This is a genomic window from Roseovarius atlanticus, from assembly GCF_019802205.1.
In the GTDB taxonomy this organism is placed as follows: Bacteria; Pseudomonadota; Alphaproteobacteria; order Rhodobacterales; family Rhodobacteraceae; genus Roseovarius; species Roseovarius atlanticus_A.
This window is the reverse complement of sequence record NZ_JAHVHQ010000002.1, coordinates 688,020-710,335: the sequence shown is the minus strand read 5'-3', so window position 1 is coordinate 710,335 and position 22,316 is coordinate 688,020. Positions and strand designations below refer to the sequence as shown.

Below are 22,316 nucleotides of genomic sequence, written 5' to 3'. Positions count from 1 at the left end.
CTTGTGGCAGTCCTGGGTCGTGTTCAGCTGAGGGCCACCGGCGTTCGCCCGTCTTCCGCCAGATCGCGCATCCCGATCGGCGAGTCCTGCGGCTTGGCCAGTGACCACCTCGTGCGGGTCGCATACTCCATCGCGCGCCCGGATAGAACGATTTGTTTGGTCGCACGTGGTTTCAGGCGATTGGTGTCCAGATAGACGCTGGAGTCCACCGACAGGCGGGCGGTGCCATCGGCCCGGAAGATCCAGATCTCGCCGCTCTTGAGCGCCATCGACACCGCCGCGCCGCCCATGTCGATGGACACATCCACGTCCGGGTGCAGGTGAAACCGGATATCGAACGGGATGCCTTGCAGTGTCATCGTGTCGAGCGCCCGGTCGAAGCGTCGCTTGTCGGCGTCGGTCAGCGCCAGCAGCATGTCCTCTCCGGCGATGCCGCGGCCGTCGAAGGTCATTTCCAGCTTGCGCACATGGGTCAGGCCGTAGCCCCTGACATAGCCGTCGTGCCCGCCTTCGAAGGTCAGGCCGTCCGGCGCGTGGTTGACCCGTATCGGCACCTCGGTGGGGCCTTCGGTCAGCATGTCCTGCTTGGGCGCGGTCTTGCCCAGGCGGCTGCTGGAATGGCCGTTCAGCACCAGGGTGGAATGCGACGGCGTGGCCCGGCCGGCACGGCGCCACGCGGTTCCGAAACTGGCGCCCGCGCCGCAATTGACGATCAGCGGACGTCGGCCCGATGTCAGTTCGAACGCCAGCGTCGAGGCGTGGGCGCCCGTCGAGGCCCGCCCCTGGGGCGGGGGTGCGGCGTCGATGATCAGCGAACAGCGCCCCGCGCTGAGCCGCGCAAAGCCCATCGACAAGCCGTTGGCATGGCGGCCCTTGATCTGGCTGGCGGCAAGCGCCGCGTCGAGCCGCCCGTCGAGCCCGCGCCCGCCGCCGTGAAAGCGGGCGAGCCCACCGTCGGAATGGCGCAGGGTGCGCAAGGTGGGGCTGATGCGCTCGATCGCGGCCCAGTGGGCGGGATGCGGGTTCTGGCCCGACTGGGTCAGGGTTTCGGCGGCCCATGTGAGCAGGGTGAAGACCTCGAGCAGTTCCTCGGGGTTGCGGGTGGGCAGGCCGCCCTGTTCGTCGATCTGGCGGGCGCATTCGCGGGCCAGCGCGGCAGAGGCGGGCGCGACCCGGGCCGACATGCCTTCGAGCGACAGCCCGGCATAGACGAGGCCGGTCAGCGCCTCGAACCGCGGCAGGCCGGGCGTGGTGGCGCGCCAGCGGCGGGACAGGAACAGGGTTTGCTGCGCCAGCGACCGCAGGAACAGGTCGGATTGCTGTTGCGTGCGGCCCGACAGAAGAAAGATCGCGTGGTTGATCCAGCGGATGATGCGCCGTCCGGTCAGGTCGGGCCGCCAGCCCGGGCCGCGCCCGCGTCCGTAAAGCTCGATCCAGCGCCAGAGCCAGGCCTGCGCGCAGGCCCGCGCCGGGGCGTCGCCCGCGGCGGCCAGGTCATCGAGCCAGGTGAAGCCGTGCACCTCTCGCGAGAAGGCGAGGTCGGGGGGCGGAATGTCCCACGGGGTCTTGTCGGGATCGCGGACGAGGTGACCGGCGAAGAGGAAGTTGCCGGCGCAGAGCTGGCGACCGCGGGCGAAGCTGCCGATGGTGCGGGGATCGGGTTGCGACACGAAGGCCGCCACGCGGCCGCCGAAGGTGGACCGCCGGGCCTCCAGACGGTTCAGGAACCGCGTCACGCGCGGTAGATCGTGATCGGATGTCGACATCGAATCCCAGCCTCGACACGCTCTTTCTGGCGTTGTCGGGTCAGTATACGCCGCCGCGCGCACCAAGTCACGCAAGGAAGGCGGGGCGCGGGATCAGGTCTTGCGCAGAAGCGCGATGTAGAAGCCGTCCATGCCGCCCAGGTCGGGCCAGTGATCGGGGCGCAGGCGCAGGCCGCCTTCCTCGGTGATCCAGGCCGGGTCGATGCCGGGGCGGTCCAGCGCGGCGGTGTCGGTTGCGAGGCCCGGATGGCGGGCCAGCGCCTCTTCGACCTGCACCTCGCCCTCGTCGGGCAGCAGCGAGCAGGTGCAGAACAGGAGCCGCCCGCCGGGCGCGAGCAGGGTCAGGGCGTGGTCGATCATCCGCGCCTGCTGCTCGATCAGCGCGCCGAAGTCGGAGCCGTCCTTGGCGTGGGGCAGGTCGGGGTGCCGCCGGATCGTGCCGGTGGCCGAGCAGGGCGCATCGACGAGGATGGCGTCGAAGGACCCTTCGGTGAAGGCGAAGGCGTCCTGCGTGACGCAGGTGGCGGACAGGCCGGTGCGGTCGAGGTTCTCGGTGACGCGGGCCATGCGCTTTTCCGAGGTGTCGAGGGCGGTGACCTGGGCGCCGGCGGCGGCGAGTTGCAGGGTCTTACCGCCCGGTGCGGCGCAGAGATCGAGAATGAACTCGCCGGGGCGGGGCGCCAGGATGCGCACGGGCAGGGCGGCGGCGGCGTCCTGAGCCCACCAGTGGCCGTCCTCGAAACCGGGAAGGGCCGAGACCTGGCCCGCGTCGCCGATCCGGACCGAGCCGGTGGGCAGCGCCGTGCCGCCGAGGCGGTCGGCCCAGGCGGCCGGGTCTTCGCCCGGCTTCAGCGTCAGGTCGAGCGGGGCGCCGGCGAAATGCGCCTTTTCCATCGCCGAGACCGCGCCATTGCCCCAGGCCGACACCAGCGGATCGCGCAGCCAGTTGGGCAGGCGGGGGATGCGCAGGTCCTTCCACGGCTTGCCGGCGTCACCGGCCATCTGGCGCAGGATCGCGTTGACCAGCCCGCGCAGGCGCTTGTAGCGCGGATGGGTGCCGACAAGGGTCACCAGTTCGTCCACCACGCCATGGGCGTCACCGCCCATGCACAGCTCGACCGTGCCGAGGCGCAGGATGTTCATCACGTGAAGCTGCGGCGTCTTGCGCAACTGCCGCGCCAGCAGGCGGTCGGCCCGGTCCATGCCGCGCAGCGTGTCGTTGGCCAAGCGCAGCGCCCGGGCGCGGTCGGGCGGTGAGAGGCGCGAAAGCGGTGCGGTGAGTTCGGCCAGAAGGCGGCCGTCGCCGAGCACCTTGTCGAGCAGGGCCACGGCTGTGCTGCGGGGAGTTGGCGCGGGCATCGGTCATCCTTGGCCTTTGAACAGGGCTGGCCTATATCAGTGGCATCAAGAGGAAGGAAGCCCGGCCATGTCGGAAGACCGCAAAGACCTGCCACCCGAAGCCCAACGCGCCCTGGCCGAAGCCGAGGCGCGGCGCAAGGATGCCGAGGCGCTTGCCCTGCCGAAGGAGCTGGGCGGGCGCAAGGGCCCCGAACCCGTGCGCTATGGCGACTGGGAGAAGAAGGGCATCGCGATCGACTTCTGAGCGATGCCACGCACCGCTGACGTTATTGCAGTTGCAGGTCGGCGTAGTCGCCTGTGCCCTGGTCCGAGATGAAGCGGACGGTGGAGCCCTGAACCCTCACCGCCTGGCAATTGGCGCCGAGGTTGCGCTGACCCCAGTAGAGGTCGCGGCAGAAATAGCCCGATTTCCACTGCCACGCGCCGGTGACGGGTCGACCGAAGGCCCGGCCTACGATCTGTCCCGACGGCGTGACCGTCAAGGTGATACCCAGGCGCGTGAGATTTTTGTTGGCGACCACCGAAACGAATTCGGACCTGTCGTCGATCTGGTCGAAACTTTCCGCAACAGCGGGGCCACTCAATAGCGCGGCGATACTCGCAAGAACAGTCAGGCGCATCGTCGGAACTCCCTGTAACAAACAATGTCTGTTACGGCGCGCCGGCCGATCTGGATCAGTTTCGGCCCCGTCAGTCCTCTTTCAGGCCAAGCACGTCGAGCATGTCGTACTGCCCCGGTTTGCGGCCCTGGCCCCACAGCGCGGCCTTGAGGGCGCCACGGGCAAAGACCGCCCGGTCCGAGGCGACGTGGCGCAGGATGATCCGTTCGCCCGCCGCGGCGAACATGACGTCGTGTTCTCCGACGATGTCCCCGCCGCGAATGGCGCTGAAGCCGATATCGCCCTTCGTGCGGGCGCCGGTGATGCCGTCGCGCCCGCGGTCGGCGGCCTGGTCCAGCGACACGCCGCGCCCGTCCGCCGCGGCCTGCCCCAGCATCAGCGCGGTGCCCGAGGGCGCGTCGACCTTCTGGTTGTGATGCGCCTCGATCACCTCGATGTCGTAGTCGTCATCCAGCGCGGCGGCGACCTTTTTGGTCAGTTGCACGAGCAGGTTGACGCCCAGGCTCATGTTCCCGGCGCGTATGATCGTGGCGTGGCGGGCGGCCGCGTCCAGTTTGGCCAGGTCGTCGTCGGCAAATCCGGTGGTGCCGATGACGTGCACGCAGCGGGCCTGTGCGGCCAGCGCGGCAAAGTCCACGGTGGCTGCCGGTGCGGTGAAATCCAGGATGGCATGGGCCCTGGAAATGGTGTCCAGCGGGTCGTCGGAGACGGTGACGCCGTTTGCCGCGCCACCCATCGCCTCGCCCAGGTCCCGACCGATCCAGGCATGGCCGGGCCGTTCCAGCGCACCGACCAGCTTTGCCCGGTCCGAGGCGGTCACGATTTCGGTCAGCATCCGGCCCATGCGCCCCGAAGCGCCTGTCACCACGATCCCCGGCAGGTCGGTCATTTCCATCTCCGTTCTTTGGTGCGCATTGCATAGCGCGGCGATCATCGCTTGGCAAAGACCCATGCAGGGCTTAGATGCAGTTCCATGGCAAAGAACAAGTTTCATGACGGACCCGGACCCTCGCAGCGGCAGTTGCGGGTTGGCGAGTTGATCCGGCGGACGCTGGCGGAGGTGCTGGCGCGCGGAGACATTCACGACCCAGAGCTGAACCGCCTGTCGGTGACCGTTGGCGAAGTGCGGACCTCGCCGGACCTGAAAGTGGCGACCGCCTATGTGCTGCCGCTGGGCGGGCAGGGCCAGGATGACGTGCTGGACCTCTTGGGCCGCAACAAGGGCGAGTTGCGACGGATCATCGGCAAGAAGGTCGGCCTGAAGTTCGCGCCCGAGCTGCGGTTCCGGCTGGACGAGACGTTCGACCAGCTGGACGAGACGCGGCGGCTTTTTGCGCAGGACGCCGTGCGGCGCGACGTCGAGAACTGAGCCGATGTGGCGGTGGGTCCTTTTGGCTGTGGCGGTGCTGGCGGGACCGGCCAAGGCCGTGGAGTGTCAGAAGATCAGCGTCGAGGGCAGCCGGTATACCGCCTGCAAGGTCGATGCCGGCCACGAGACGCTGCGCCTGTTCCTGAACGACCCGATGACCGGCGCGCCGCTGGGCAGTTTCAGCAGCGTCGAGCGACAGGTACGCGGCGAGGGCGGCAAGCTGCTTTTTGCGATGAATGCCGGTATGTACCACCAGGACCGCAGCCCGGTGGGCCATTACGTCGAGGCGGGACGCGAGGCCAAGGGGCTGATCACCCGCGAGGGGCCGGGGAATTTTGGCCTGCTGCCCAACGGTGTGTTCTGCATCGGCGAGGGCCGTGCCGACGTGTTCGAGACAAGGCGGTTCGAGCGGGACGGGCCGGCCTGCACCCATGCCACGCAGTCCGGGCCGATGCTGGTGATCGACGGCCAGCTGCATCCGCGGTTTCTGAAGAACAGCGACAGCCTGCATGTGCGCAACGGCGTCGGAACATCCGCCGACGGGCGCACGGCGTGGTTCCTGATTTCCGAGGACAAGGTGAATTTCCACAGCTTCGCGCGGGTGTTCCGGGATGTGCTGAAGACGCCGCAGGCGCTGTATTTCGACGGCAGCATCTCGCGGCTGTATGCGCCCGCGCTCGACCGGCATGATGGCGGGTTCCCGATGGGACCGATCGTGGGGGTCGTGGCGCCCTGAGCGGCGGGGCATCGCGCCCGCGCAGTGACCCGCGAATTGACAGGTGCCGGGGGCTGCGGTACGCGGCGGCCTTCGGACAGCAAAGAGGCGACGGCATCATGGGGCGCAAGCGCAAGGGACGCGATATTTCGGGGTGGCTTGTCGTGGACAAGCCCGCGGGCATGACCTCGACCGCGGTGGTCAACAAGGTGCGCTGGGCGTTGCAGGCCAGGAAGGCGGGCCATGCCGGGACGCTGGACCCCGAGGCGACGGGCGTTCTGGCCGTGGCACTGGGCGAGGCCACCAAGACGGTGCCGTTCATCACCGATGCGCTGAAATCCTATCGCTTCCTGGTGCGGCTGGGGCAGGCCACCAATACCGACGATGCCGAGGGCGAGGTCGTGGCCGAAAGCGACGCGCGCCCGAGCGATGCCGAGATCAAGGACGCGCTGAGCGGGTTCGTGGGCGAGATCCAGCAGGTGCCGCCGAAGTTCTCGGCGGTCAAGATCGACGGCGAGCGCGCCTATAAACGCGCCCGCGACGGCGAGGATTTCCAGGTCGAGGCGCGTCCGCTGTGGGTCGAGGAGCTGTTGCTGACGGACCGGCCCGATGCCGACACGGTCGAGCTCGAGATGGTGTGCGGCAAGGGCGGTTACGTGCGGTCGATCGCGCGCGACCTGGGCGAGGCGCTGGGCTGTCACGGGCATGTGGCCTCGCTGCGGCGGGTCTGGTCCGGGCCGTTCCGGGCCGAGGATGGCGTGACGCTGGAGCAGGTGAACGCGCTGGCGCAGGACCCGGCGCTGGACGACCACCTGAGGCCGCTGGAAGAGGGCTTGTGCGACCTGCCGATGGTGACCTGCAACGAGATGAGCGCGGCGCGGCTGCGGCACGGCAACCCGGCGCCGGTGATCGGCGGGTCGGTCGAGTATGGCGACGAGTGCTGGGCCGCCCTGAAAGGGCGCGCGGTGGCCGTGGGGCATTTCAAGGGGGGCGAGCTCTACCCCAGCCGGGTGTTCAACCTGGCGTCGGTGGCGCAATGACCCAAGGCCCGCACGATCCGGGCGGCAAGGTCCGGCTGCGCCTGCCCGACGGCGTGCTGGGCGGCGCGCGGTTTTCCGACTGCGGGCGGTATCGCCAGGCGCTGATCCGGGACTGGACGCCGGAGGGGGCCGCGCCCCGCACCGTGCTGTTCATCGGGATGAACCCGTCGGTGGCGGATGCGGCGGCGTCGGACCCGACCTGCCACAGGGAACTGATGTTCGCCCGCGACTGGGGGTTCACCCGCTACCTGAAGGGCAACGTGCTGGACTGGCGGGCGACGTCGCCCAGGGATATCCCGCACGATCCGGCGGTGGCGTGCAGTGCCGACAACGTGCCGGCGCTGGTCGAGATGGCGCAGGAGTCCGAGCTTGTGGTGCTGGCCTATGGCAAGCTGCACCAGCGTTTTGCCGGCGTGGTGCGCGATGCGCTGATGGCGGTCGAAGCGACCGGGCGGCCCCTGAAATGCCTGGGCCTCAACAAGGACGGATCCGCGAAGCACCCCTTGTACCTGCGCAAGGACACGCCGTTGCGGGACTTTCCGATGCCGGCGTAGATGTGAACTCTCAGTAGGTTGTTGATCCGGTTCGGAGTTAGGCTGCAATCGCCAAACTCCGGCCGAGGACCCCGAAGGGTGAACAACCCACATCAAGGTGGACGTCTCACTGTTCATAGTCGAGAGCTTGTCGTCGCCCGCCATGCCGCATGAGGGCGGCGGTCATCGCCGAGCGCCTCGGTTTGGCCCGCCCGACCGTCGCGCGGTGGCTGGCCCGCCATGGTGTCGGACGACGCGTGGCGTTCGATCCGCCGCCACCCGTCCGGTGCTGTCAGCGGAAGAGGCCGGGCGACCTGATCCATACCGACATCGAGAAGCCGGGTCGCTTCGACCGGCCGGGCCATCGCGTCACGGGGTCACGGACGAAGGGATCGAGCCGCGGCGCCGGCTGGGACCTTGTCCATGTCGCCGTCGATGACGCGACCCGGCTGGCTTATGTCGAGGTCCTGCCCGACGAGCGGAAGGAAGCGCCGCCGCCTTTTTGGGCCGCGCGCGGGCCTGGTTCGCCGCGCGCGGCATCAGGGTCGAACGGGTGATGACCGACAACGGGTCATGCTACCGATCGCGCCGCTTCCGCCAGGTCCTCGACGCACACACCATCCGCCACATCCGGACCCGGCCCAACACGCCCAAAACCAACGGCAAGGCAGAGCGCTTGATCCAGACCCTCATCCGCGACTGGGCCTTCGGGGCGACCTGCGCCTCCTCCGCTGCGCGCAACTCTGACCTGCAGCGATGGCTTGACTGGTTCAACCTTCGAAGACCACACTCAGCCCTCAATGGCCAAGCTTCGACAATGGCTCTGAACAACCTTATGAGACGTCACACCTAGCCAAGCAGAGATGCCAACGTGAAACGGGCGCCCCGAGGGAGCGCCCGTTTTTTTAGTGTTGGGTCACCTGCCGGCGTTACTGCGGGTCTTCCTGTTCCGCGTCCAGCGACAGGGCGACGAAGCGCGGTTCGCCGGCGCGGCGGACGAGCAGCAGGATCGACTTGCGGCCCGCCTCGCGCGCATCCGCGATCCGGTCTTCCAGATCGGAGATGCTGGACAGCTTCTGCTGCCCGGCCTCGGTGATGACGTCACCGGCGCGCATGCCCTTCTCGTAGGCTTCCGACAGGTTGTCGATGTCCGCCACGACGAGGCCGGAGGCGTTGTCGTCCAGCTCCAGCTGGCTGCGCAGTTCGTCGTCGAGCTGCGACAAGGTGAGGCCGAGGATTTCGACCTCGGACGGTGCCTCGGATTCGCCGGGCTGGGCCGCTGGCACGACGCCTTCGGCGGCTTCGCGGCGGCCAAGCGTCACGCGCAGGGTCTGGGTCTTGCCATCGCGGAAGACGACGACGCGCACGGTCTTGCCCACGGAGGTGTTGCCGACCCGGCGGACGAGGCCGCGGGTGTCTTCGACATCGTAGCCGTCAAACTGCATGATCACGTCGCCCGATTCCATGCCGGCCTCGGCCGCGGGACCTTCGGGGACATCCGTCACCAGAGCGCCGGCCACTTTTTCAAGGCCCATCGCCTCGGCCACGTCATCGGTCACGTCCTGGATGCGGACACCGAGCCAGCCGCGGCGGGTTTCGCCGAATTCCTGCAACTGGTCCACCACGCGGGTGACGACGTTCGAGGCCATCGAGAAGCCGATGCCGATCGAGCCGCCATTGGGCGACAGGATCGCGGTGTTCACGCCGACGACCTGGCCGTCGAGGTTGAAGAGCGGGCCGCCCGAGTTGCCGCGGTTGATGGCGGCGTCGGTCTGGATGTAGTCGTCATAGGTGCCGCTGAGCTCGCGGTTGCGGGCCGAAACAATCCCGGCAGACACCGAGAAGCCCTGGCCGAGCGGGTTGCCCATGGCAATGACCCAGTCGCCCACGCGGGCGGTGTCGCTGTCGGCGAAGCTGACGAAGGGCAGCGGCTCGTCGGCGTCGACCTTGAGCAGGGCGATGTCGGTCTTGGGGTCGGTGCCGATCACGTTTGCCGTGAGTTCCTTGCCCGAAAAGAACTCGATGATGATCTCGTCGGCGGTTTCGATCACGTGGTTGTTGGTGACGATGTAGCCGTCTTCGGAGATGACGAAGCCCGAGCCAAGCGCGGAGGTGCGACGGGGCCGGTCGCCTTCGCCGTTGTTGTTCCGGTCCTGGAAGTCACGAAAGAAATCCTCGAAGGGGGAGCCTTCGGGGACGATGGGGGACGGCCCCGTGCCTTGGGCCACGACGGTGGACGTAGTGATGTTGACCACGGCCGGGCTGACCTTTTGCGCGAGGTCGGCAAAGCTTTCGGGGCGGGCGCTGGCGCTGATCGCCTGGGCGATGACGAGGGCCATTGCCAGCGCCGTGAGCCAGATCGCGCGGATCGCCGCAGGCGGTGTCATGGGTTGAGAGAGAGTTTGTGCTTTCACGCGAGACCACTCCTTGATCCGTAGTTGAAATTCGAAGGGCCTGCCGCAGCCATGCGCTGGCAGACTGTTCTGAAGATTATTTAGGCGCGCTGGACGAGAACGCAAAATTCACAACACGATGTCACGCCCATGTGAACGTTTTGTTGACGATGACGCAAGCGCCTTGGGTCATGCGCCCAGCATTTTGGCGCACCAGACCAGCACGACCCCGAAGGCCAGTGCCACGAGACCGACCAGGCGCCGCTGGTCCTCTGGCATCGCGCGCAGGGCGGCCAGCATCTGTTCCACAAGCGAAGGGGCCAGTGCGTACACCAGCCCCTCGACAATCAGCACGAGCCCGAAGGCCAGGAAGATCGTTGCGATCAATTGGTCACGTCCTCGTTGACCGGGTTATCCTGTTCGGCCTCCTCGGCTTCGGTCTCTGCCTCGGCTTCGGCTTCGGCCTCCTCGGCGGCTTGCTCGCTGGCCTCTTCCTCGGCGGCCTCGGCCTCTTGCTGGGCGGCGTCCTCTTCGAGGCGCTGGCGTTCGCTTTCGGGCAGGTCCGGCGAGATTTCCGTCTCGGGCGCCATTTCGCGCAGGCGGTCGATGTCGATCTCCTCGAGCGCGACCTCGCCCAGGCCATCGGCGCGCACGGCGTCGAACATCTGGCCCAGGAACTCGCTTTGCGGCGAGAAGACGAGGGTGGAGTTCTGCTCGTTCATCGAGCGTTCGAGGGCGGCCAGAGAACGGTAGAAGGCGAAGAACTCGGGATTGTTGCCGAAGGCCTCGGCGTAGATCCGGTTGCGCTCGGCGTCGGCCTCACCGCGGGTGATCTCGGCCTCGCGTTCGGCGTTCGACACGGTTTCCACCACGGTGCGGTCGGCGGCGGCGCGCACCCTTTGGGCGGCCTCGTTACCGCGGGCGATCTCGTCGGCGGCCTCGCGTTCGCGCTCGGCCCGCATCCGGGCGAAGGTGGCGTCGAGGTTCTGCTGCGGCAGGTTGGTCTGCTTCAGCCGGACGTCGACGATTTCGAGCCCCAGCCCGGCCGCGCTGGCGCGGGCCTGTTCGAGGATGCGCACCGCGAGGTCGCGCCGCTGCGGCGACAGGATGGTGTCGGACGTCACCTGGTCGGCACCGAGAACCTCGCGGATCTGGGCGTTGAGGACCGAGGCGAGCCGGTCTTCGGCGACGCGGGTGCCGCCGATGCCGACGGCCTGCCGGAACTGGACCACGTCGGCGATGCGGTAGCGGGTGAAGGCGTCGACCACCAGGCGGCGGTCATCGGAGGGCGTGACCTCGATCGCGTCGGTGTCGAGCGACAGGATCCGGCGGTCATAGCGCACGACCTCCTGGATGATCGGGATCTTCACGCCGAGGCCGGGTTCGTCCACGACCTTCTTGATCTGGCCGAATTGCAGCACGAGCGCCTTTTCGCGTTCGTCCACGATGTAGAGCGAGGACAGGATGCCGATGATCGCAACGGCGAGGACGGGAAGTAGCAGAGCGGATTTACGCATCAGTTCGATCCTCCGTTGCCGGTCTGGTTCGAGCGGCGCAACTGGTCAAGGGGCAGGTAGGGCAGCACGCCCTCGCCCGAGGCCCCGCTGGATTCGTCGAGCAGGATCTTGTCCATCTTGCCCAGCGTGCGTTCCACCGTTTCGAGGTAGAGACGGCGCTGCGTCACCTCGGGGGCTTCGTTGAATTCCTGGGCCACGGCGATGAAGCGGCTGGCCTCACCGATGGCTTCGTTCACCACGCGGGCGCGGTAGCCCTCGGCCTGTTCGAGCACCTGCGCGGCTTCGCCGCGGGCCTCGGCCAGAACGCGGTTGGCGTAGGCGTCGGCCTGACGCTGGAGGCGGTCGCGTTCCTGTTCGGCGGCCTGCACCTCGCGGAAGGCGTCGATCACCTCGCGCGGGGGGTCGGCGGTGTCGAGGTTGACCCGGACGATGTTGATGCCGCTGTCGTATTCGTCGAGCGTGGACTGGATGTTTTCCCGCGCGGTGTCGGCGATGATGCCCCGGTCGCGGTTGAGGATCGGCGCGAGGTTCGTCGCGGCGATGATCTCGCGCATGACGGCCTCGGACACGGCCTGCACGGTCAGCTGCGGGTCACGGATGTTGAACAGGAGCTTGGCGGGATCGTTGATGTTCCAGACGACCTGGAAGTCGATGTCGACGATGTTGGCGTCGGTGGTCAGCATCAGGCCGTCGCCGCCCGACGCGCTGCCGCGCCCGCTGCCGATATTCTCGGTCCGCTCGGAGGTGACGTTGACGACCTCGGCGGTCACGAGGGGCCACGGCGCGAAGTTCAGGCCGGGATCGCCGGTGGAGTAGTACTTGCCGAGAAAGAGCTCGACCGATTGTTCCTCGGGCTTGACGGTGTAGAAGCTGGCAGCCCCCCAGAGCGCGACTGCGATCAGGGCGCCGATCACGATGGTGCCGCGCCCGAAGCCGGGGCCGCCGCCGCCATCGCCGCCGCCGACACCGTTGCCGCGGCCCTTGCCGCCGCGCCCGCCCATCAGGACGCGCAGTTGATCCTGTCCACGGCGGACCAGTTCGTCGATTTCCGGAATCTGCGACCCGCTTTCGGGGGGCCGTCGGTTGTCATTGCCGCGGTTGCCGCGATCGTCGTCGTCGCCACCGCCGCGGTTGCCACCGCCGCCGCCGCCCCAGGGGCCGCCAGAATGTCCAGCCATGTAATCTCTTCCCTTCATCCTATCGCGCAGAGCGCCATCCCTGTGTCATAACTGTGCACAACAGTCAAAAATTCAACCTGTCCGCATCGGGTCACGCATCGTCACGATCTCTTCCGACATGGTCGGGTGCACGGCCACGGTGCGGTCGAAATCCGCCTTCGTCGCGCCCATCTTGATCGCCACGCCGGCCAGCTGGATCATCTCGCCCGCGCCCGGTGCGACGATGTGGCAACCGAGAACCCTGTCCGTATCCCTGGAGACGACCAGCTTCATCAGCACGCGGTAGGGCTGACCGGCGAAGGCGGTGCGCATGGGGCGGAACGAGGTGCAGTAGACATGCACCGGCTCCTGCTCGCGGGCCTCGTCCTCGGTCAGGCCGACCGTGCCGAATTCGGGTTGGGTGAACACCGCCGAGGGGATCAGCTTGTGATCGACCGGCGTCGGGTTGTCCTTGAACACGGTTTCCACGAAAGCCATGCCTTCGCGGATGGCCACGGGCGTCAGGTTGACCCGGTTGGTCACGTCGCCGATGGCATAGACCGAGGGCACGGCGGTCTGGCTGTAGTCGTCGACGACGATCTCGCCGCCGCGGCCGAGTTCGACGCCGATCTCCTCCAGCCCCATGTCCTGCGTGTTGGGCGCGCGGCCGGTGGCGAAGAGGACCTTGTCGAAGACCGCTTCCTTGCCGTTGGTCGCTTTGACCCAGATCGGGCCGTCGTGATCCTTGGAAATGTCGCGGGTCTCGGGCTCGTTCGCGGGGGCACCCATGGAGGCGTCGGACGAGGTGAGCGCGCCGCTGGCGCTGTGATCCTCGGAGGCGGGCGCCATGTCGACGATATTGGTGCCGAAATGCAGGTCGATGCCCTTTTCGCTCATGCCTTCGGCGATGATGCCGCGGGCCTCTTCGTCGAAGCCGCGCAGGATCTGGGCGCCGCGGTAGTAGAGCGTGACGTCGACACCCAGGCCGGCCATGACGCAGGCGAATTCACAGGCGATATAGCCACCGCCGACGATCAGCATGGATTTCGGCAGCGCCTCCAGGTGAAACAGGTCGTCGGAGACGATGCCGAGATGCGCGTTCGGGATCTCGGGGCGGACGGGATGGCCGCCGGTGGCGACGAGAATGTGTTTCGCGGTCACCTCTTCGCCGGTGGACAGGGTGACGGTGTTGGGGTCCTTCAGCTGCGCGCGGGCGTCGTACATGGTGACGCCGGAATTGCTGAGCAGGCTGCGATAGACGCCTTCGAGGCGATCCAGTTCGCCGTGCAGGCGGTCGCGGAAACCGCACCAGTCGAAGTCGCCCAGCGACATGTCCCAGCCATAGGCCCGCGCCTCGTCGGGCAGGTTGGAAAACTCGGAGGCGAAGACCATCAGCTTTTTCGGCACGCAGCCGCGGATGACGCAGGTGCCGCCATAGCGGTCGTCCTCGGCCAGGGCGACCTTGGCCCCGGTGGCGCTGGCCACGCGGGCGGCGCGCACCCCGCCGGAGCCGCCGCCGATCACGAATAGGTCGTAGTCATAGGCCATATGGGCGGGCCTTTCAGTCTTGCAGGTCGGTGAAGAGGTTGTCGGTCTCGACGAAATCGAGCCGGTCCTCGGCGACGGTGCCTTCGTTGATGTCACGCGTTTCGACCCGGCCATCGCCGTAGCCGAGGATCACCACATCGCAGATGTCGATGAAAAGGCCGTTCTCGACCACGCCGGGCATCTGGTTCAGGACCATGGAAAGCTGGTGGGCGTTGCCGATGCGGCCCAGGTGAAGGTCGAGGATGTAGTTGCCCTCGTCGGTGACGAAGGGGCTGTCGCCGTTCATGCGCAGGGTGGCGTCGCGGCCGAGCACGTCCATCGAGATCAGCAGTTCCTCGATCAGCGACTTGGTGGTCTGCCAGCCGAAGGGAATGACCTCGACGGGCAGGGGGAAGGCGCCGAGTTTCTCGACCTCCTTGCCGACATCGGCGATGACGATCATCTGGTCCGAGGCGGTGGCCACGATCTTTTCCTGCAGAAGCGCGCCGCCGCCGCCCTTGATGAGGTTGAGATTGCCGTCGAATTCATCGGCACCGTCGATGGTGACGTCGATCCAGCGGGCCTCGTCGAGGCTGATGACCTCGATGCCGACCTCGCGGGCCAGTTCGGCCGTGCGGGTGGAGGTGGGGATGCCGCGAATCTTGAGGCCGTCTTCGCGCACGAGCTCGCCCAGGCAGCGCACCATCCACGCGGCGGTGGAGCCGGTGCCGAGGCCCACGCGCATTCCGTCCTCGATATAGTCGACGGACCGCTTTGCGGCCACGAACTTGGCCTTGTCGATCGGTGACAGCTCTCCGGTCATGCGCATCTCTCCACCTGGCGGGTTTCGTCGCCCGGTTTATAGGGAGTTTGCGCGGCAGGGGCGAGGGGTCATTTCACCCCGCCCGCAAGAGGCAGTCGATAATGCGTCTACTGCGCCCTGAATCCGGCAAGGTCGGGAGATACGACGGAGGGGAGCGTCGTGCCGCTCGTCCTGTCGCCGCCGAAAAAAACGATGACTCCCGCCGCCAGAAGAAGAATGAAACCAGTGGTCTGCATCTGCGTGCTCCTTATCTGAAGATAACTTGCGAACCGGCAATGTGTTCCACCTTGGCGCGAGTCGGTTAAGCTAGTGTGAATCGGAGCCGAGTTTTGGCGTGGACCGTCGCGTCGAAGTCGTTTTTGCATGACGTCTTTGACCCGTGACCGCATAGAGATTACTTGGGCAGCGACGGTGAATGCCGTAGGTAAGGGCGCATGTTTCTTTCAGTCTTCGATATGTTCAAAGTGGGCGTCGGCCCGTCCTCCTCGCACACGATGGGGCCGATGGTGGCCGCCGCGCGGTTCCTGGACGCGATGCGCGACTCGCCGTTCGAGTTTCACGGGGTGCGCGGCAGCCTGCACGGCTCGCTGGCCTTTACCGGGGTCGGCCACGCGACGGACCGGGCGACGATCCTCGGCCTGGCGGGGTTCCGGCCCGAGGACTACGACGCCGAAAAGGCCGAAGCGGTGCTGGAGCAGATCCGCGACAGCCACACCGTGACGCCGCCGGGCCTGCCGGAGTTGCAGTTCAACCCGAAGGAAGACCTGCAGTTCGATTTCGGGCCCAACCTGCCGGGCCATGCCAACGGGATGATCCTGATGGCCACCGACAAGCAGGGCGACGTGATCCTGCAGGAGACCTATTACTCGGTCGGGGGCGGTTTCGTGCTGACGGCGGACGAGCTGGCGGCGGGCAAGGACACGGACGATGGCGCGCCGGTGCCCTATCCGTTCAAGAGTGCCGCCGAGATGCTGGAAATGGCCGAGACCAGCGGCAAGACCATCGCGGAGATGAAGAAGGCCAACGAGATTTCGCGCGGCGGGTCCGAGAACCTGCGCAGCGGCGTGGCACGGATCTGGCAGGTCATGAACGATTGCATCGAGCGGGGGCTGGCGAATGACGGCATCCTGCCCGGCGGCTTGCAGGTGCGGCGCCGGTCCAAGGCGATTCACGAGGCGCTGATTGCCGAGCGGGGCACGAACCTGAACGCCCCGCACAAGATAAACGACTGGATCAGCATCTACGCCATGGCCGTCAACGAGGAGAACGCCGCCGGCGGGCAGGTCGTGACCGCGCCCACCAATGGCGCGGCGGGTGTCGTGCCTGCGGTCATCAAGTACTGGCTGGACCACGTGCCGGGCGCCAACGAACGCGATATCGAGACCTTCCTGCTGACCGCGGCGGCGATCGGCGGGCTGGTCAAGTTCAACGCCTCGATCAGCGGCGCCGAAGCGGGATGCCAGGCCGAGGTCGGCAGCGCCTCTGCCATGGGGGCCGCGGGGCTGGCCGCGGTGCTGGGCGGCACGCCGGCGCAGATCGAGAATGCCGCCGAGATCGCGCTGGAGCATCACCTGGGCATGACCTGCGACCCGGTGAAGGGTCTGGTGCAGGTGCCCTGCATCGAGCGCAACGGCCTGGGGGCGATCAAGGCGGTCAGCGCGGCAAGCCTCGCGTTGCGCGGAGACGGCGTTCACCTCGTGCCGCTGGACGCCTGCATCGAGACCATGCGCCAGACCGGCGCGGACATGAGCGAGCGTTACAAGGAAACCTCGCTCGGCGGCCTGGCTGTCAACGTCCCGAACTGCTGACCGGCCATGCAGGACAACAAGGGCACGATCTCGCTCGGCATTCTGCTGATGGTCGGGTTTTCCCTGATCGCGCCGGCGATGGATGCCTCGGCCAAGCTGATTGGCGACGCGCTGGCCGTGGGACAGATCGTGGCGGCGCGATTCGGCGTGCAGGCGGCGATCCTGCTGCCGCTGGCCCTGCTGCTGGGGTGGCTGCACAGGCCGGGTGCGCGCGAGGCGGGGCTCCACCTGGTGCGCGGCGGGCTGATCCTGCTGGCGACGGCCTGTTTCTTTCAGGCATTGCGCTTCATGCCGATCGCGGATGCCATCGCCATCTTCTTCGTGGAGCCGTTCATCCTGACGCTTCTGGGTGGTGTCTTCCTGGGCGAACCGATCGGCCCGCGCCGTTACGCGGCCTGTGCGGTGGGCTTCGTCGGGGCGCTCTTCGTGATACAGCCCAGTTTCAGCGATGTCGGCCCGGCCGCGCTCTTGCCGCTGGTGACGGCGGTGTGCTTTGCCTTCTACATGATACTGACCCGGCGAATGGCGGCGTCGATGCACCCGATCTCGATGCAGGCCTATACCGGGCTGGCCGCGCTGGTCCTGATCCTGCCGCCCCTGTGGGTATTCGATGGCAGCGGTGTCGCGGCGCTGGATCCGTCCTGGCCGGAACAGCGCGAACTGATGTTGCTGGCGGCGGTCGGGCTGATCGCGACGGCCAGCCATGTCTGCATCAGTTTCGCGCTGAAGCTGGCCCCGGCCTCGGTTCTGGCCCCGGTCCAGTATCTCGAGATCGTCGGCGCGACCGTTCTGGGCTACGTGATCTTCGGGGATCTGCCCGATGCGCTGACGTTTTTCGGGATCGCGCTGATCGTGTCGGCAGGGCTGTACGTGTTCTTCCGGGAGCGGCGACTGGAGCGGCGCCCGATGCCGGCGCCATGACGCTCAGGCCGTGGCCCATCTGGAGGCGCTGTGCGTGAGCGCCTCGGCGGCGGCCTCGAACGCGGAGGCGGGCAGGATGATCAGCATCTTCGGCGCCGTGACCTGCAGGGAAATCGGCCCGGTGGCCACGTTCGATGTGCCGACGCGCCCATCCGGCGTGAAGGTCAGGCCCGCGATCGGCCATTGAAGACCGTCGGAGATGCCCTCGACGACGCCAAGCGGAAAGAGCGAGACCGGCGTGCCGGGATCGAGATCCAGGGCGAAGGAGGGAGGCGCGAGAAACGCGATATCCGCGTCGCCCAGAAGGATGCAGCGCTGGCGGGGATACCTGACGAGGGCGTTGAGGTTGGCCAGGTGATGGTCGATCCGCCGCCCGGTGAAGCCCACGCCCAGGATGAGAGGGGCCTCGATGTTGCGCAGGCATTTCTCGAAATCGGTGCTGTCCTGTTCCGTGATATGGTGCAGTATCTCCTCGGGCAGACCGGCGCGGGTTTCCGCGCTGATCGAATCGAAATCGCCGATCACCGCCGCCAGGTCGAGGCCCGCCCGGCGCGCCAGATCGGCACCGCCATCCGCCGCGACGACGCAGTCGCCGATCGCCACGGCGCGCGCGAGATCGGAGTCGGACAGTTTGCTGCCGCCAATGAGAGTAATGGGTTGCGGACGGTGAACAATCACGGTGAATTCCCGTTATTAATGCCTATTTTGGAAACAAGACACATTCTGGCCTCGAAATGATACGGTAAAACTCTAAGAATCGGACCGCTTTCGTCGCGGGCATCATGGTAAAAATTATGATTGCAGGCAAAGTAGGGCGAGCAAAAAGATGGTAAGTACAAGCAAAATTCTGACCGTATCCTACGGCACGTTCTCGTGCACGTTGGAAGGTTTCGATGATTCGTTCGATACCATGAAGGCGATTGCAGAGTATTTCCGCGACCTAGCTGCCGATGATCGGTATTTCGGGGCCGAGCCGCCGACGCCGGATGCCGAGATGCTGGCGCGCATTGCCGAACGCGAGATTTCGCGCCGCGTCGAGGCGCGCGAGGATCAGGGGAAAATCCATCTGCGCGCCGACGAGGGGCGCGGGGCTGCCGAGGCCCTGACCCATGCCGCGCCCGTGGCTGCGCCTGCCGAGCCGCACACGCCCGAAGAGACCGTTGCCGCGGAAGAGACTGTTGCCGCGGAAGCGCCCGCCGCGCCCGAGGAGGCCGAAGCGCCGAGGCAAGGGGCGGAGGCCGAGACACCAGCGACCGTGGCCGAGATGGCCGCACCGGCCGCCGCCGATGCCGGCGACGTCGGGACACCCGACCCGGTGATGGAACGGGCTCCGGATGGCGGGGACGCGCCCGAGAGCGTCGGGCAAGACATTGAATCCGAAGCAGAAACAGATGAGGCCGCCGTGATCGGGGCCGAGGCCGGGAGCGATGCCCAGCAGCCGCCGGAGGCGTCACGGCGCTCGGACGACGCCACGCGGGCCGAAGACACGCCGAACGAAGATGGCGCGGCGACATCCGGCGGCGCTCTCGCCCCCGATGCCCATGCCGGGATCGAGATCACGGACCAGGCGATTGCCGGTCTTGCCTCGGACGAGGCCGAAGACGCGGTCGAGACCGCCTCTGACATGTCCGAGCCGCAGCAGGACGACGCCGACGAGGCCGAGGCGCCGCAAGATGCCGATATAGAGGCGTTTGTCGCCGACGCGGCGGCGGTCGAGGACGACGCGGTGGCTCAGGAGGCGTCTCAGCCGGCAGCGGGTGAGGCGGAGGACCCAACGCTTGTGCCGCAGGCTCTCGGTGCAGATGAGGATGCCTGGACTTCTGTCGACCCGCAGCCGGTTGCATCCGTGCAAGCGGTTTCGGCGGACAGCGTTGCCGAGAAGCTGCGCCGGATCCGGTCGGTCGTGTCGCAGAGCGACCTCGACTATGAAGTCTCGGAATACAGCGAAGACGAACATGCAGGCGCGGTGATGAACCGCTCTGCCGACGCGCTGGACGCCCTGTTGAACGAGTCTTTCGAAGACACGGACGGCGCGGAGGACGCGGATATCACGGAGTTCGCGGCCCCCGTCGCGGAAGACGAGGACGCCGCGTTCGAATCGGATGATGTCGAGGAGAGTGACCTTGACGAGACCGGATCCGACGAGGACACGCTCGGTGCGGTGATGGCCGGTCTCGAGCCTGTGCCGGACGAGACCGACGCGCCGATCGCCGAAAAAGCGCCGGTTGCCGCGCGGGAGCGGGCCGATGCGACCGTGGCGGAGGAGGACGAGGACGATCTCGGCACCGCCGCCGCGGTTGACGAGGACACGCTGGCCCAGCTTCTTGCGGATGCGATGCCGGCGGACGCCGCGCGTTCGGAGGTGCCGGACATTGCGGCGGACCTGGACGAGGATTTTACCGAAGACCTTGAGGACGACGATGCGTCGGACTCTCTCTTCTCGGACCTGGACGGTGCCTTGGACGCCGAGGACGAGACCGACGCGGACCCTGCGGAAACGCCTTTCGTGCTGGGCAAGGAGGCCCGCGTGGCGGACACGGACGCGCCCGACGCGGCGCAGCGTCCGATGAATGCCCGTGTGCTGAAAATGAAGCGCACAGAGTTCGAGGCGGCGATTGCGCAGGGCGTGATCGAAGAAGAGGACGACCTAGAAGACGAGATGGGCGCGCTTGGGGACGAGGCCGTGCTCAGCCCCGAGGAGGAAGCGGACCTGCAGCGCGAGCTGGCCGAGGTCGAGGCGGAACTGGCGGATCAGGGCACCCGGAAGGCGGACGACGAGGCTCTGGACGCCGAGGATGCGGCGTTCGAGGCAGAGGGTGACGACACGTCCGAAGCGCATGCCGATGATGATGGCGACGTCCAACGCCCGATTGCCGCGGTGGCGCTGGATGACAGCGACGCGCCGGAGGCCGAGACTCGGCAGGGTGCCGACGCCCTGGGCACGGAGGAGATCGGTGAGGACGATCCGTCGCAAACGCAGCGCCGGGGCCTGTCGCGACTGCTTGGGATCGGTAAACGTGCGCCCGAGGATGAAACGCGGCTCTTCGAAGAGACCGACAGCCAGATGGGCGACAAGGATGCCAGCATGCGGCGCACCGCGATCCAGCATCTGCGGGCTGCCGTCGCCGCGACCAAGGCAGAGAAAATCGCCGGCGTGGATGTCGATCAGGGTGTGGACGACGCGCCTTACCGCTCGGACCTGGCCGAAGTCGTGCGCCCGCGCCGGCCGAATGCGCCGTCGGCCGGTTCCAGGTCAGCGCGTCCGAACGAGGAGCGTCCCGCGCCGCTGAAACTTGTTGCCGAGCAGCGCGTCGATACCGAACGGGCGCCGGTGCGGCCGCGGCGCGTGTCCTCGATACACGCAAGCGTGTCGACGTCTGACGATGGCGGTTTCACCGCCTTCGCCGAGGAGATGGGCGCGACCCGGCTGTCCGAGCTGCTGGAGGCCGCGGCGGCGTATATGTCCGATGTCGAAGGCCACTCCGAATTCACGCGCCCGATGCTGATGGGCAAACTGAAGGAAGCGAAGAACGGCAATTACAGCCGCGAGGATGGCCTGCGCTCGTTCGGCCAGCTGTTGCGGGAAGGCAAGCTGCGCAAGGTGCAGGGCGGCCGGTTCTCGGCCACCGAAGAGACCGAGTTTCGCGCCCAGGCCCGCAACGTCGGCTGACATGCGGCGGCAGACCTGAAAAGCCCCGGTCGTGCGCCGGGGCTTTTGCCGTTTCAGTGAATTCCGCTGAACGCCTGGCGTCGCACGTCGCAGGGCGCCTGGCCGTACTTGCGTTGAAACCAGCGCTTCATCAGCGTGACGTTGGAAAATCCGCAGGCAAGGGCGACCTCGCCCAGCGGCAAGGCGGTCTGCATCATCAGGTCGTTGGCCCGGTCAAGCCGCAGGTCGCGGTACACCTTCAAGGGCGAACGGCCAAGTTTCTCGGCAAAGCCGCGTTCCAGCTTTCGCGCGGAAATGCCAATAATTTCAGCTATTTGCGCGACGCTCAACGTGTCTTCGATATGGTCTTCCATGATCTGAAGCGCATCCGATATCACGTCGCAGCCCTGCGCCAGGCGCTGCATCCGCCAGCGCTCTCCAGACCCGGCGGCGGGTTGGGAGCCGGTCTCTTGCAGGCCGAGGTCGCAGGCCAGTGCGACTTCGGTGAACTTGCCCTCGCGGGCGCCGATCAGCTCGACCATCATCCGCATGGCGGCGGCAGGCCCCGTGGCGCTGCTGAGCGCCTTGTGGTGGCAGGTGGTGTCGTCATGCATCTCGACATTGGCGCAGCTTTCCTGAACGCCGGCGCGAAAGGCGGAATGCACCGAAACGCGCTTGGCCCCCAGGACCCCGGCGGCCAAGGGCACGAAGACGGCGCCGCCGACGACGCAGACCCGCGCCGCGTTGCGGATGGCCGCCCGCAGCGGCGACAGGTCGGACTTGGCGGGGCGCCAGGGCTGATCGGTTCCGCCGACCAGGACCAACACCTGGTGCGGCGCGCAGAGGGTCGTGTCGCGGCAGGCCCGCCGGGTCGCGTCGATCAGTGACCAGCTGTAGATGTCCTGACCGAGGATCCGGTTGGCGCGGCGCAGGACGTGGATGCAGGTTTCGGCGACGAAGGCGCTGGAGGCCTCCTGAACGACGAAGACGAAGGTGTCCGACAAGCTGCGCTGGTCGCGCAGCGGGCGCGGATCGGGGGTGCCGAGGGGATCGAGGTTTGAAAGGTACATGTCTTGTCTGACTTTCCCTGTTGCGAACGGATCCCTGAATTCCGTGCTT

At 67.2% G+C, this 22,316-nt stretch carries 23 protein-coding genes; 10 read left to right on the top strand and 13 right to left on the bottom strand.

The genetic code is table 11. From position 1 onward, the window contains the following. Positions 1–23: 23 nt before the first annotated feature. A complete protein-coding gene (locus KUV49_RS03635; RefSeq protein WP_222451658.1) occupies positions 24–1,766 on the bottom strand; it encodes a heparinase II/III family protein in 1,743 nt (580 codons plus the stop codon). Positions 1,767–1,859: 93 nt separating this feature from the next. Beyond that, positions 1,860–3,125: an RsmB/NOP family class I SAM-dependent RNA methyltransferase gene (locus KUV49_RS03630; RefSeq protein WP_222451657.1), complete on the bottom strand. Its 1,266-nt coding sequence runs from the start codon at positions 3,123–3,125 to the stop codon at positions 1,860–1,862. 67 nt (positions 3,126–3,192) lie between these two features. Between KUV49_RS03630 and KUV49_RS03625 the strand changes: the two genes are divergently transcribed. Continuing rightward, positions 3,193–3,369, top strand: coding sequence for a DUF1674 domain-containing protein (locus KUV49_RS03625; protein ID WP_152496909.1), 177 nt, complete (start codon positions 3,193–3,195; stop codon positions 3,367–3,369). Positions 3,370–3,391: 22 nt separating this feature from the next. Here the strand turns inward: KUV49_RS03625 and KUV49_RS03620 are convergent, their stop codons facing one another. Both KUV49_RS03620 and dapB read right to left on the bottom strand, forming a co-directional pair. Continuing rightward, entirely contained in the window at positions 3,392–3,745 is a 354-nt protein-coding gene (locus KUV49_RS03620) for a dihydrodipicolinate reductase (RefSeq protein ID WP_222451656.1), read from the bottom strand. A gap of 70 nt (positions 3,746–3,815) precedes the next feature. After that, positions 3,816–4,634 (bottom strand): 4-hydroxy-tetrahydrodipicolinate reductase, encoded by an 819-nt coding sequence (gene dapB / locus KUV49_RS03615; RefSeq protein ID WP_222451655.1) that lies wholly within the window; start codon positions 4,632–4,634, stop codon positions 3,816–3,818. Positions 4,635–4,718: 84 nt separating this feature from the next. Here dapB and rbfA point away from each other — a divergent pair, with 84 nt between their 5' ends. The 6 genes from rbfA (at position 4,719) to KUV49_RS21705 (ending at position 8,255) form a co-directional block, all read left to right on the top strand. Continuing rightward, positions 4,719–5,114, top strand: a complete 396-nt coding sequence (gene rbfA / locus KUV49_RS03610; RefSeq protein WP_152490733.1) for a 30S ribosome-binding factor RbfA — start codon at positions 4,719–4,721, stop codon at positions 5,112–5,114. Between the two features lie 4 nt (positions 5,115–5,118). Next, positions 5,119–5,850 carry a phosphodiester glycosidase family protein gene (locus tag KUV49_RS03605; RefSeq protein WP_222451654.1) on the top strand — a complete coding sequence of 244 codons (732 nt, stop codon included), beginning with the start codon at positions 5,119–5,121 and terminating at the stop codon, positions 5,848–5,850. A gap of 98 nt (positions 5,851–5,948) precedes the next feature. Beyond that, the gene (gene truB / locus KUV49_RS03600) at positions 5,949–6,869 is read left to right on the top strand and encodes a tRNA pseudouridine(55) synthase TruB (RefSeq protein ID WP_222451653.1); all 921 of its coding nucleotides are present in this window, start codon (positions 5,949–5,951) and stop codon (positions 6,867–6,869) included. Continuing rightward, positions 6,866–7,423 carry a DUF1643 domain-containing protein gene (locus KUV49_RS03595; RefSeq protein WP_222451652.1) on the top strand — a complete coding sequence of 186 codons (558 nt, stop codon included), beginning with the start codon at positions 6,866–6,868 and terminating at the stop codon, positions 7,421–7,423. The genes truB and KUV49_RS03595 overlap by 4 nt, the downstream gene beginning before the upstream one ends. Before the next feature lie 149 nt (positions 7,424–7,572). Then, the gene (locus KUV49_RS03590; RefSeq protein WP_222451651.1) at positions 7,573–7,959 is read left to right on the top strand and encodes a hypothetical protein; all 387 of its coding nucleotides are present in this window, start codon (positions 7,573–7,575) and stop codon (positions 7,957–7,959) included. After that, positions 7,959–8,255, top strand: a complete 297-nt coding sequence (locus KUV49_RS21705) for an integrase core domain-containing protein (protein WP_222451650.1) — start codon at positions 7,959–7,961, stop codon at positions 8,253–8,255. The genes KUV49_RS03590 and KUV49_RS21705 overlap by 1 nt, the downstream gene beginning before the upstream one ends. A gap of 76 nt (positions 8,256–8,331) precedes the next feature. Here KUV49_RS21705 and KUV49_RS03580 read toward each other — a convergent pair whose 3' ends face one another. From KUV49_RS03580 to KUV49_RS21390, 7 genes are all read right to left on the bottom strand, one after another. Beyond that, a complete protein-coding gene (locus KUV49_RS03580) occupies positions 8,332–9,789 on the bottom strand; it encodes a Do family serine endopeptidase (RefSeq protein ID WP_222452063.1) in 1,458 nt (485 codons plus the stop codon). A gap of 195 nt (positions 9,790–9,984) precedes the next feature. Beyond that, positions 9,985–10,179: a DUF2065 domain-containing protein gene (locus KUV49_RS03575; RefSeq protein ID WP_222452062.1), complete on the bottom strand. Its 195-nt coding sequence runs from the start codon at positions 10,177–10,179 to the stop codon at positions 9,985–9,987. Then, a complete protein-coding gene (gene hflC / locus KUV49_RS03570; RefSeq protein ID WP_222451649.1) occupies positions 10,179–11,312 on the bottom strand; it encodes a protease modulator HflC in 1,134 nt (377 codons plus the stop codon). The genes KUV49_RS03575 and hflC overlap by 1 nt, the downstream gene beginning before the upstream one ends. Further along, positions 11,312–12,490, bottom strand: a complete 1,179-nt coding sequence (gene hflK / locus KUV49_RS03565) for an FtsH protease activity modulator HflK (protein ID WP_222451648.1) — start codon at positions 12,488–12,490, stop codon at positions 11,312–11,314. The genes hflC and hflK overlap by 1 nt, the downstream gene beginning before the upstream one ends. 72 nt (positions 12,491–12,562) lie before the next feature. Then, a complete protein-coding gene (locus KUV49_RS03560) occupies positions 12,563–14,017 on the bottom strand; it encodes an FAD-dependent oxidoreductase (RefSeq protein ID WP_222451647.1) in 1,455 nt (484 codons plus the stop codon). Positions 14,018–14,030: 13 nt separating this feature from the next. Then, positions 14,031–14,819, bottom strand: coding sequence for a ribose-5-phosphate isomerase RpiA (rpiA, locus tag KUV49_RS03555; protein WP_222451646.1), 789 nt, complete (start codon positions 14,817–14,819; stop codon positions 14,031–14,033). A 107-nt stretch (positions 14,820–14,926) separates the two neighbouring features. Beyond that, the gene (locus KUV49_RS21390; RefSeq protein ID WP_261391433.1) at positions 14,927–15,055 is read right to left on the bottom strand and encodes a hypothetical protein; all 129 of its coding nucleotides are present in this window, start codon (positions 15,053–15,055) and stop codon (positions 14,927–14,929) included. 198 nt (positions 15,056–15,253) lie between these two features. Here KUV49_RS21390 and KUV49_RS03550 point away from each other — a divergent pair, with 198 nt between their 5' ends. Both KUV49_RS03550 and KUV49_RS03545 read left to right on the top strand, forming a co-directional pair. Continuing rightward, entirely contained in the window at positions 15,254–16,627 is a 1,374-nt protein-coding gene (locus KUV49_RS03550) for an L-serine ammonia-lyase (protein WP_222451645.1), read from the top strand. 6 nt (positions 16,628–16,633) lie between these two features. Further along, positions 16,634–17,548 (top strand): DMT family transporter, encoded by a 915-nt coding sequence (locus KUV49_RS03545; protein WP_222451644.1) that lies wholly within the window; start codon positions 16,634–16,636, stop codon positions 17,546–17,548. Positions 17,549–17,551: 3 nt separating this feature from the next. On the opposite strand, the gene KUV49_RS03540 is transcribed toward KUV49_RS03545, so the two are convergent. Beyond that, complete coding sequence (locus tag KUV49_RS03540) at positions 17,552–18,226, bottom strand: thiamine diphosphokinase (RefSeq protein WP_222451643.1); 675 nt, start codon at positions 18,224–18,226, stop codon at positions 17,552–17,554. A gap of 148 nt (positions 18,227–18,374) precedes the next feature. On the opposite strand from KUV49_RS03540, the gene KUV49_RS03535 reads away from it, so the two are divergent. Next, a complete protein-coding gene (locus KUV49_RS03535; protein WP_222451642.1) occupies positions 18,375–21,218 on the top strand; it encodes a hypothetical protein in 2,844 nt (947 codons plus the stop codon). Between the two features lie 53 nt (positions 21,219–21,271). Here the strand turns inward: KUV49_RS03535 and KUV49_RS03530 are convergent, their stop codons facing one another. Next, positions 21,272–22,267, bottom strand: a complete 996-nt coding sequence (locus KUV49_RS03530) for a helix-turn-helix domain-containing protein (protein ID WP_222451641.1) — start codon at positions 22,265–22,267, stop codon at positions 21,272–21,274. Positions 22,268–22,316: the final 49 nt, after the last annotated feature.

Excerpts from the sequence above, each read along its gene's own strand:
- KUV49_RS03635 (WP_222451658.1), bottom strand. The coding sequence starts at position 1,766 with ATGTCGACATCCGATCACGATCTACCGCGCGTGACGCGGTTCCTGAAC.
- KUV49_RS03630 (WP_222451657.1), bottom strand. The coding sequence starts at position 3,125 with ATGCCCGCGCCAACTCCCCGCAGCACAGCCGTGGCCCTGCTCGACAAG.
- KUV49_RS03625 (WP_152496909.1), top strand. The coding sequence starts at position 3,193 with ATGTCGGAAGACCGCAAAGACCTGCCACCCGAAGCCCAACGCGCCCTG.
- KUV49_RS03620 (WP_222451656.1), bottom strand. The coding sequence starts at position 3,745 with ATGCGCCTGACTGTTCTTGCGAGTATCGCCGCGCTATTGAGTGGCCCC.
- dapB (WP_222451655.1), bottom strand. The coding sequence starts at position 4,634 with ATGACCGACCTGCCGGGGATCGTGGTGACAGGCGCTTCGGGGCGCATG.
- rbfA (WP_152490733.1), top strand. The coding sequence starts at position 4,719 with ATGGCAAAGAACAAGTTTCATGACGGACCCGGACCCTCGCAGCGGCAG.
- KUV49_RS03605 (WP_222451654.1), top strand. The coding sequence starts at position 5,119 with ATGTGGCGGTGGGTCCTTTTGGCTGTGGCGGTGCTGGCGGGACCGGCC.
- truB (WP_222451653.1), top strand. The coding sequence starts at position 5,949 with ATGGGGCGCAAGCGCAAGGGACGCGATATTTCGGGGTGGCTTGTCGTG.
- KUV49_RS03595 (WP_222451652.1), top strand. The coding sequence starts at position 6,866 with ATGACCCAAGGCCCGCACGATCCGGGCGGCAAGGTCCGGCTGCGCCTG.
- KUV49_RS03590 (WP_222451651.1), top strand. The coding sequence starts at position 7,573 with ATGAGGGCGGCGGTCATCGCCGAGCGCCTCGGTTTGGCCCGCCCGACC.
- KUV49_RS21705 (WP_222451650.1), top strand. The coding sequence starts at position 7,959 with ATGACCGACAACGGGTCATGCTACCGATCGCGCCGCTTCCGCCAGGTC.
- KUV49_RS03580 (WP_222452063.1), bottom strand. The coding sequence starts at position 9,789 with ATGACACCGCCTGCGGCGATCCGCGCGATCTGGCTCACGGCGCTGGCA.
- hflC (WP_222451649.1), bottom strand. The coding sequence starts at position 11,312 with ATGCGTAAATCCGCTCTGCTACTTCCCGTCCTCGCCGTTGCGATCATC.
- hflK (WP_222451648.1), bottom strand. The coding sequence starts at position 12,490 with ATGGCTGGACATTCTGGCGGCCCCTGGGGCGGCGGCGGCGGTGGCAAC.
- KUV49_RS03560 (WP_222451647.1), bottom strand. The coding sequence starts at position 14,017 with ATGGCCTATGACTACGACCTATTCGTGATCGGCGGCGGCTCCGGCGGG.
- rpiA (WP_222451646.1), bottom strand. The coding sequence starts at position 14,819 with ATGACCGGAGAGCTGTCACCGATCGACAAGGCCAAGTTCGTGGCCGCA.
- KUV49_RS21390 (WP_261391433.1), bottom strand. The coding sequence starts at position 15,055 with ATGCAGACCACTGGTTTCATTCTTCTTCTGGCGGCGGGAGTCATCGTT.
- KUV49_RS03550 (WP_222451645.1), top strand. The coding sequence starts at position 15,254 with ATGTTTCTTTCAGTCTTCGATATGTTCAAAGTGGGCGTCGGCCCGTCC.
- KUV49_RS03545 (WP_222451644.1), top strand. The coding sequence starts at position 16,634 with ATGCAGGACAACAAGGGCACGATCTCGCTCGGCATTCTGCTGATGGTC.
- KUV49_RS03535 (WP_222451642.1), top strand. The coding sequence starts at position 18,375 with ATGGTAAGTACAAGCAAAATTCTGACCGTATCCTACGGCACGTTCTCG.
- KUV49_RS03530 (WP_222451641.1), bottom strand. The coding sequence starts at position 22,267 with ATGTACCTTTCAAACCTCGATCCCCTCGGCACCCCCGATCCGCGCCCG.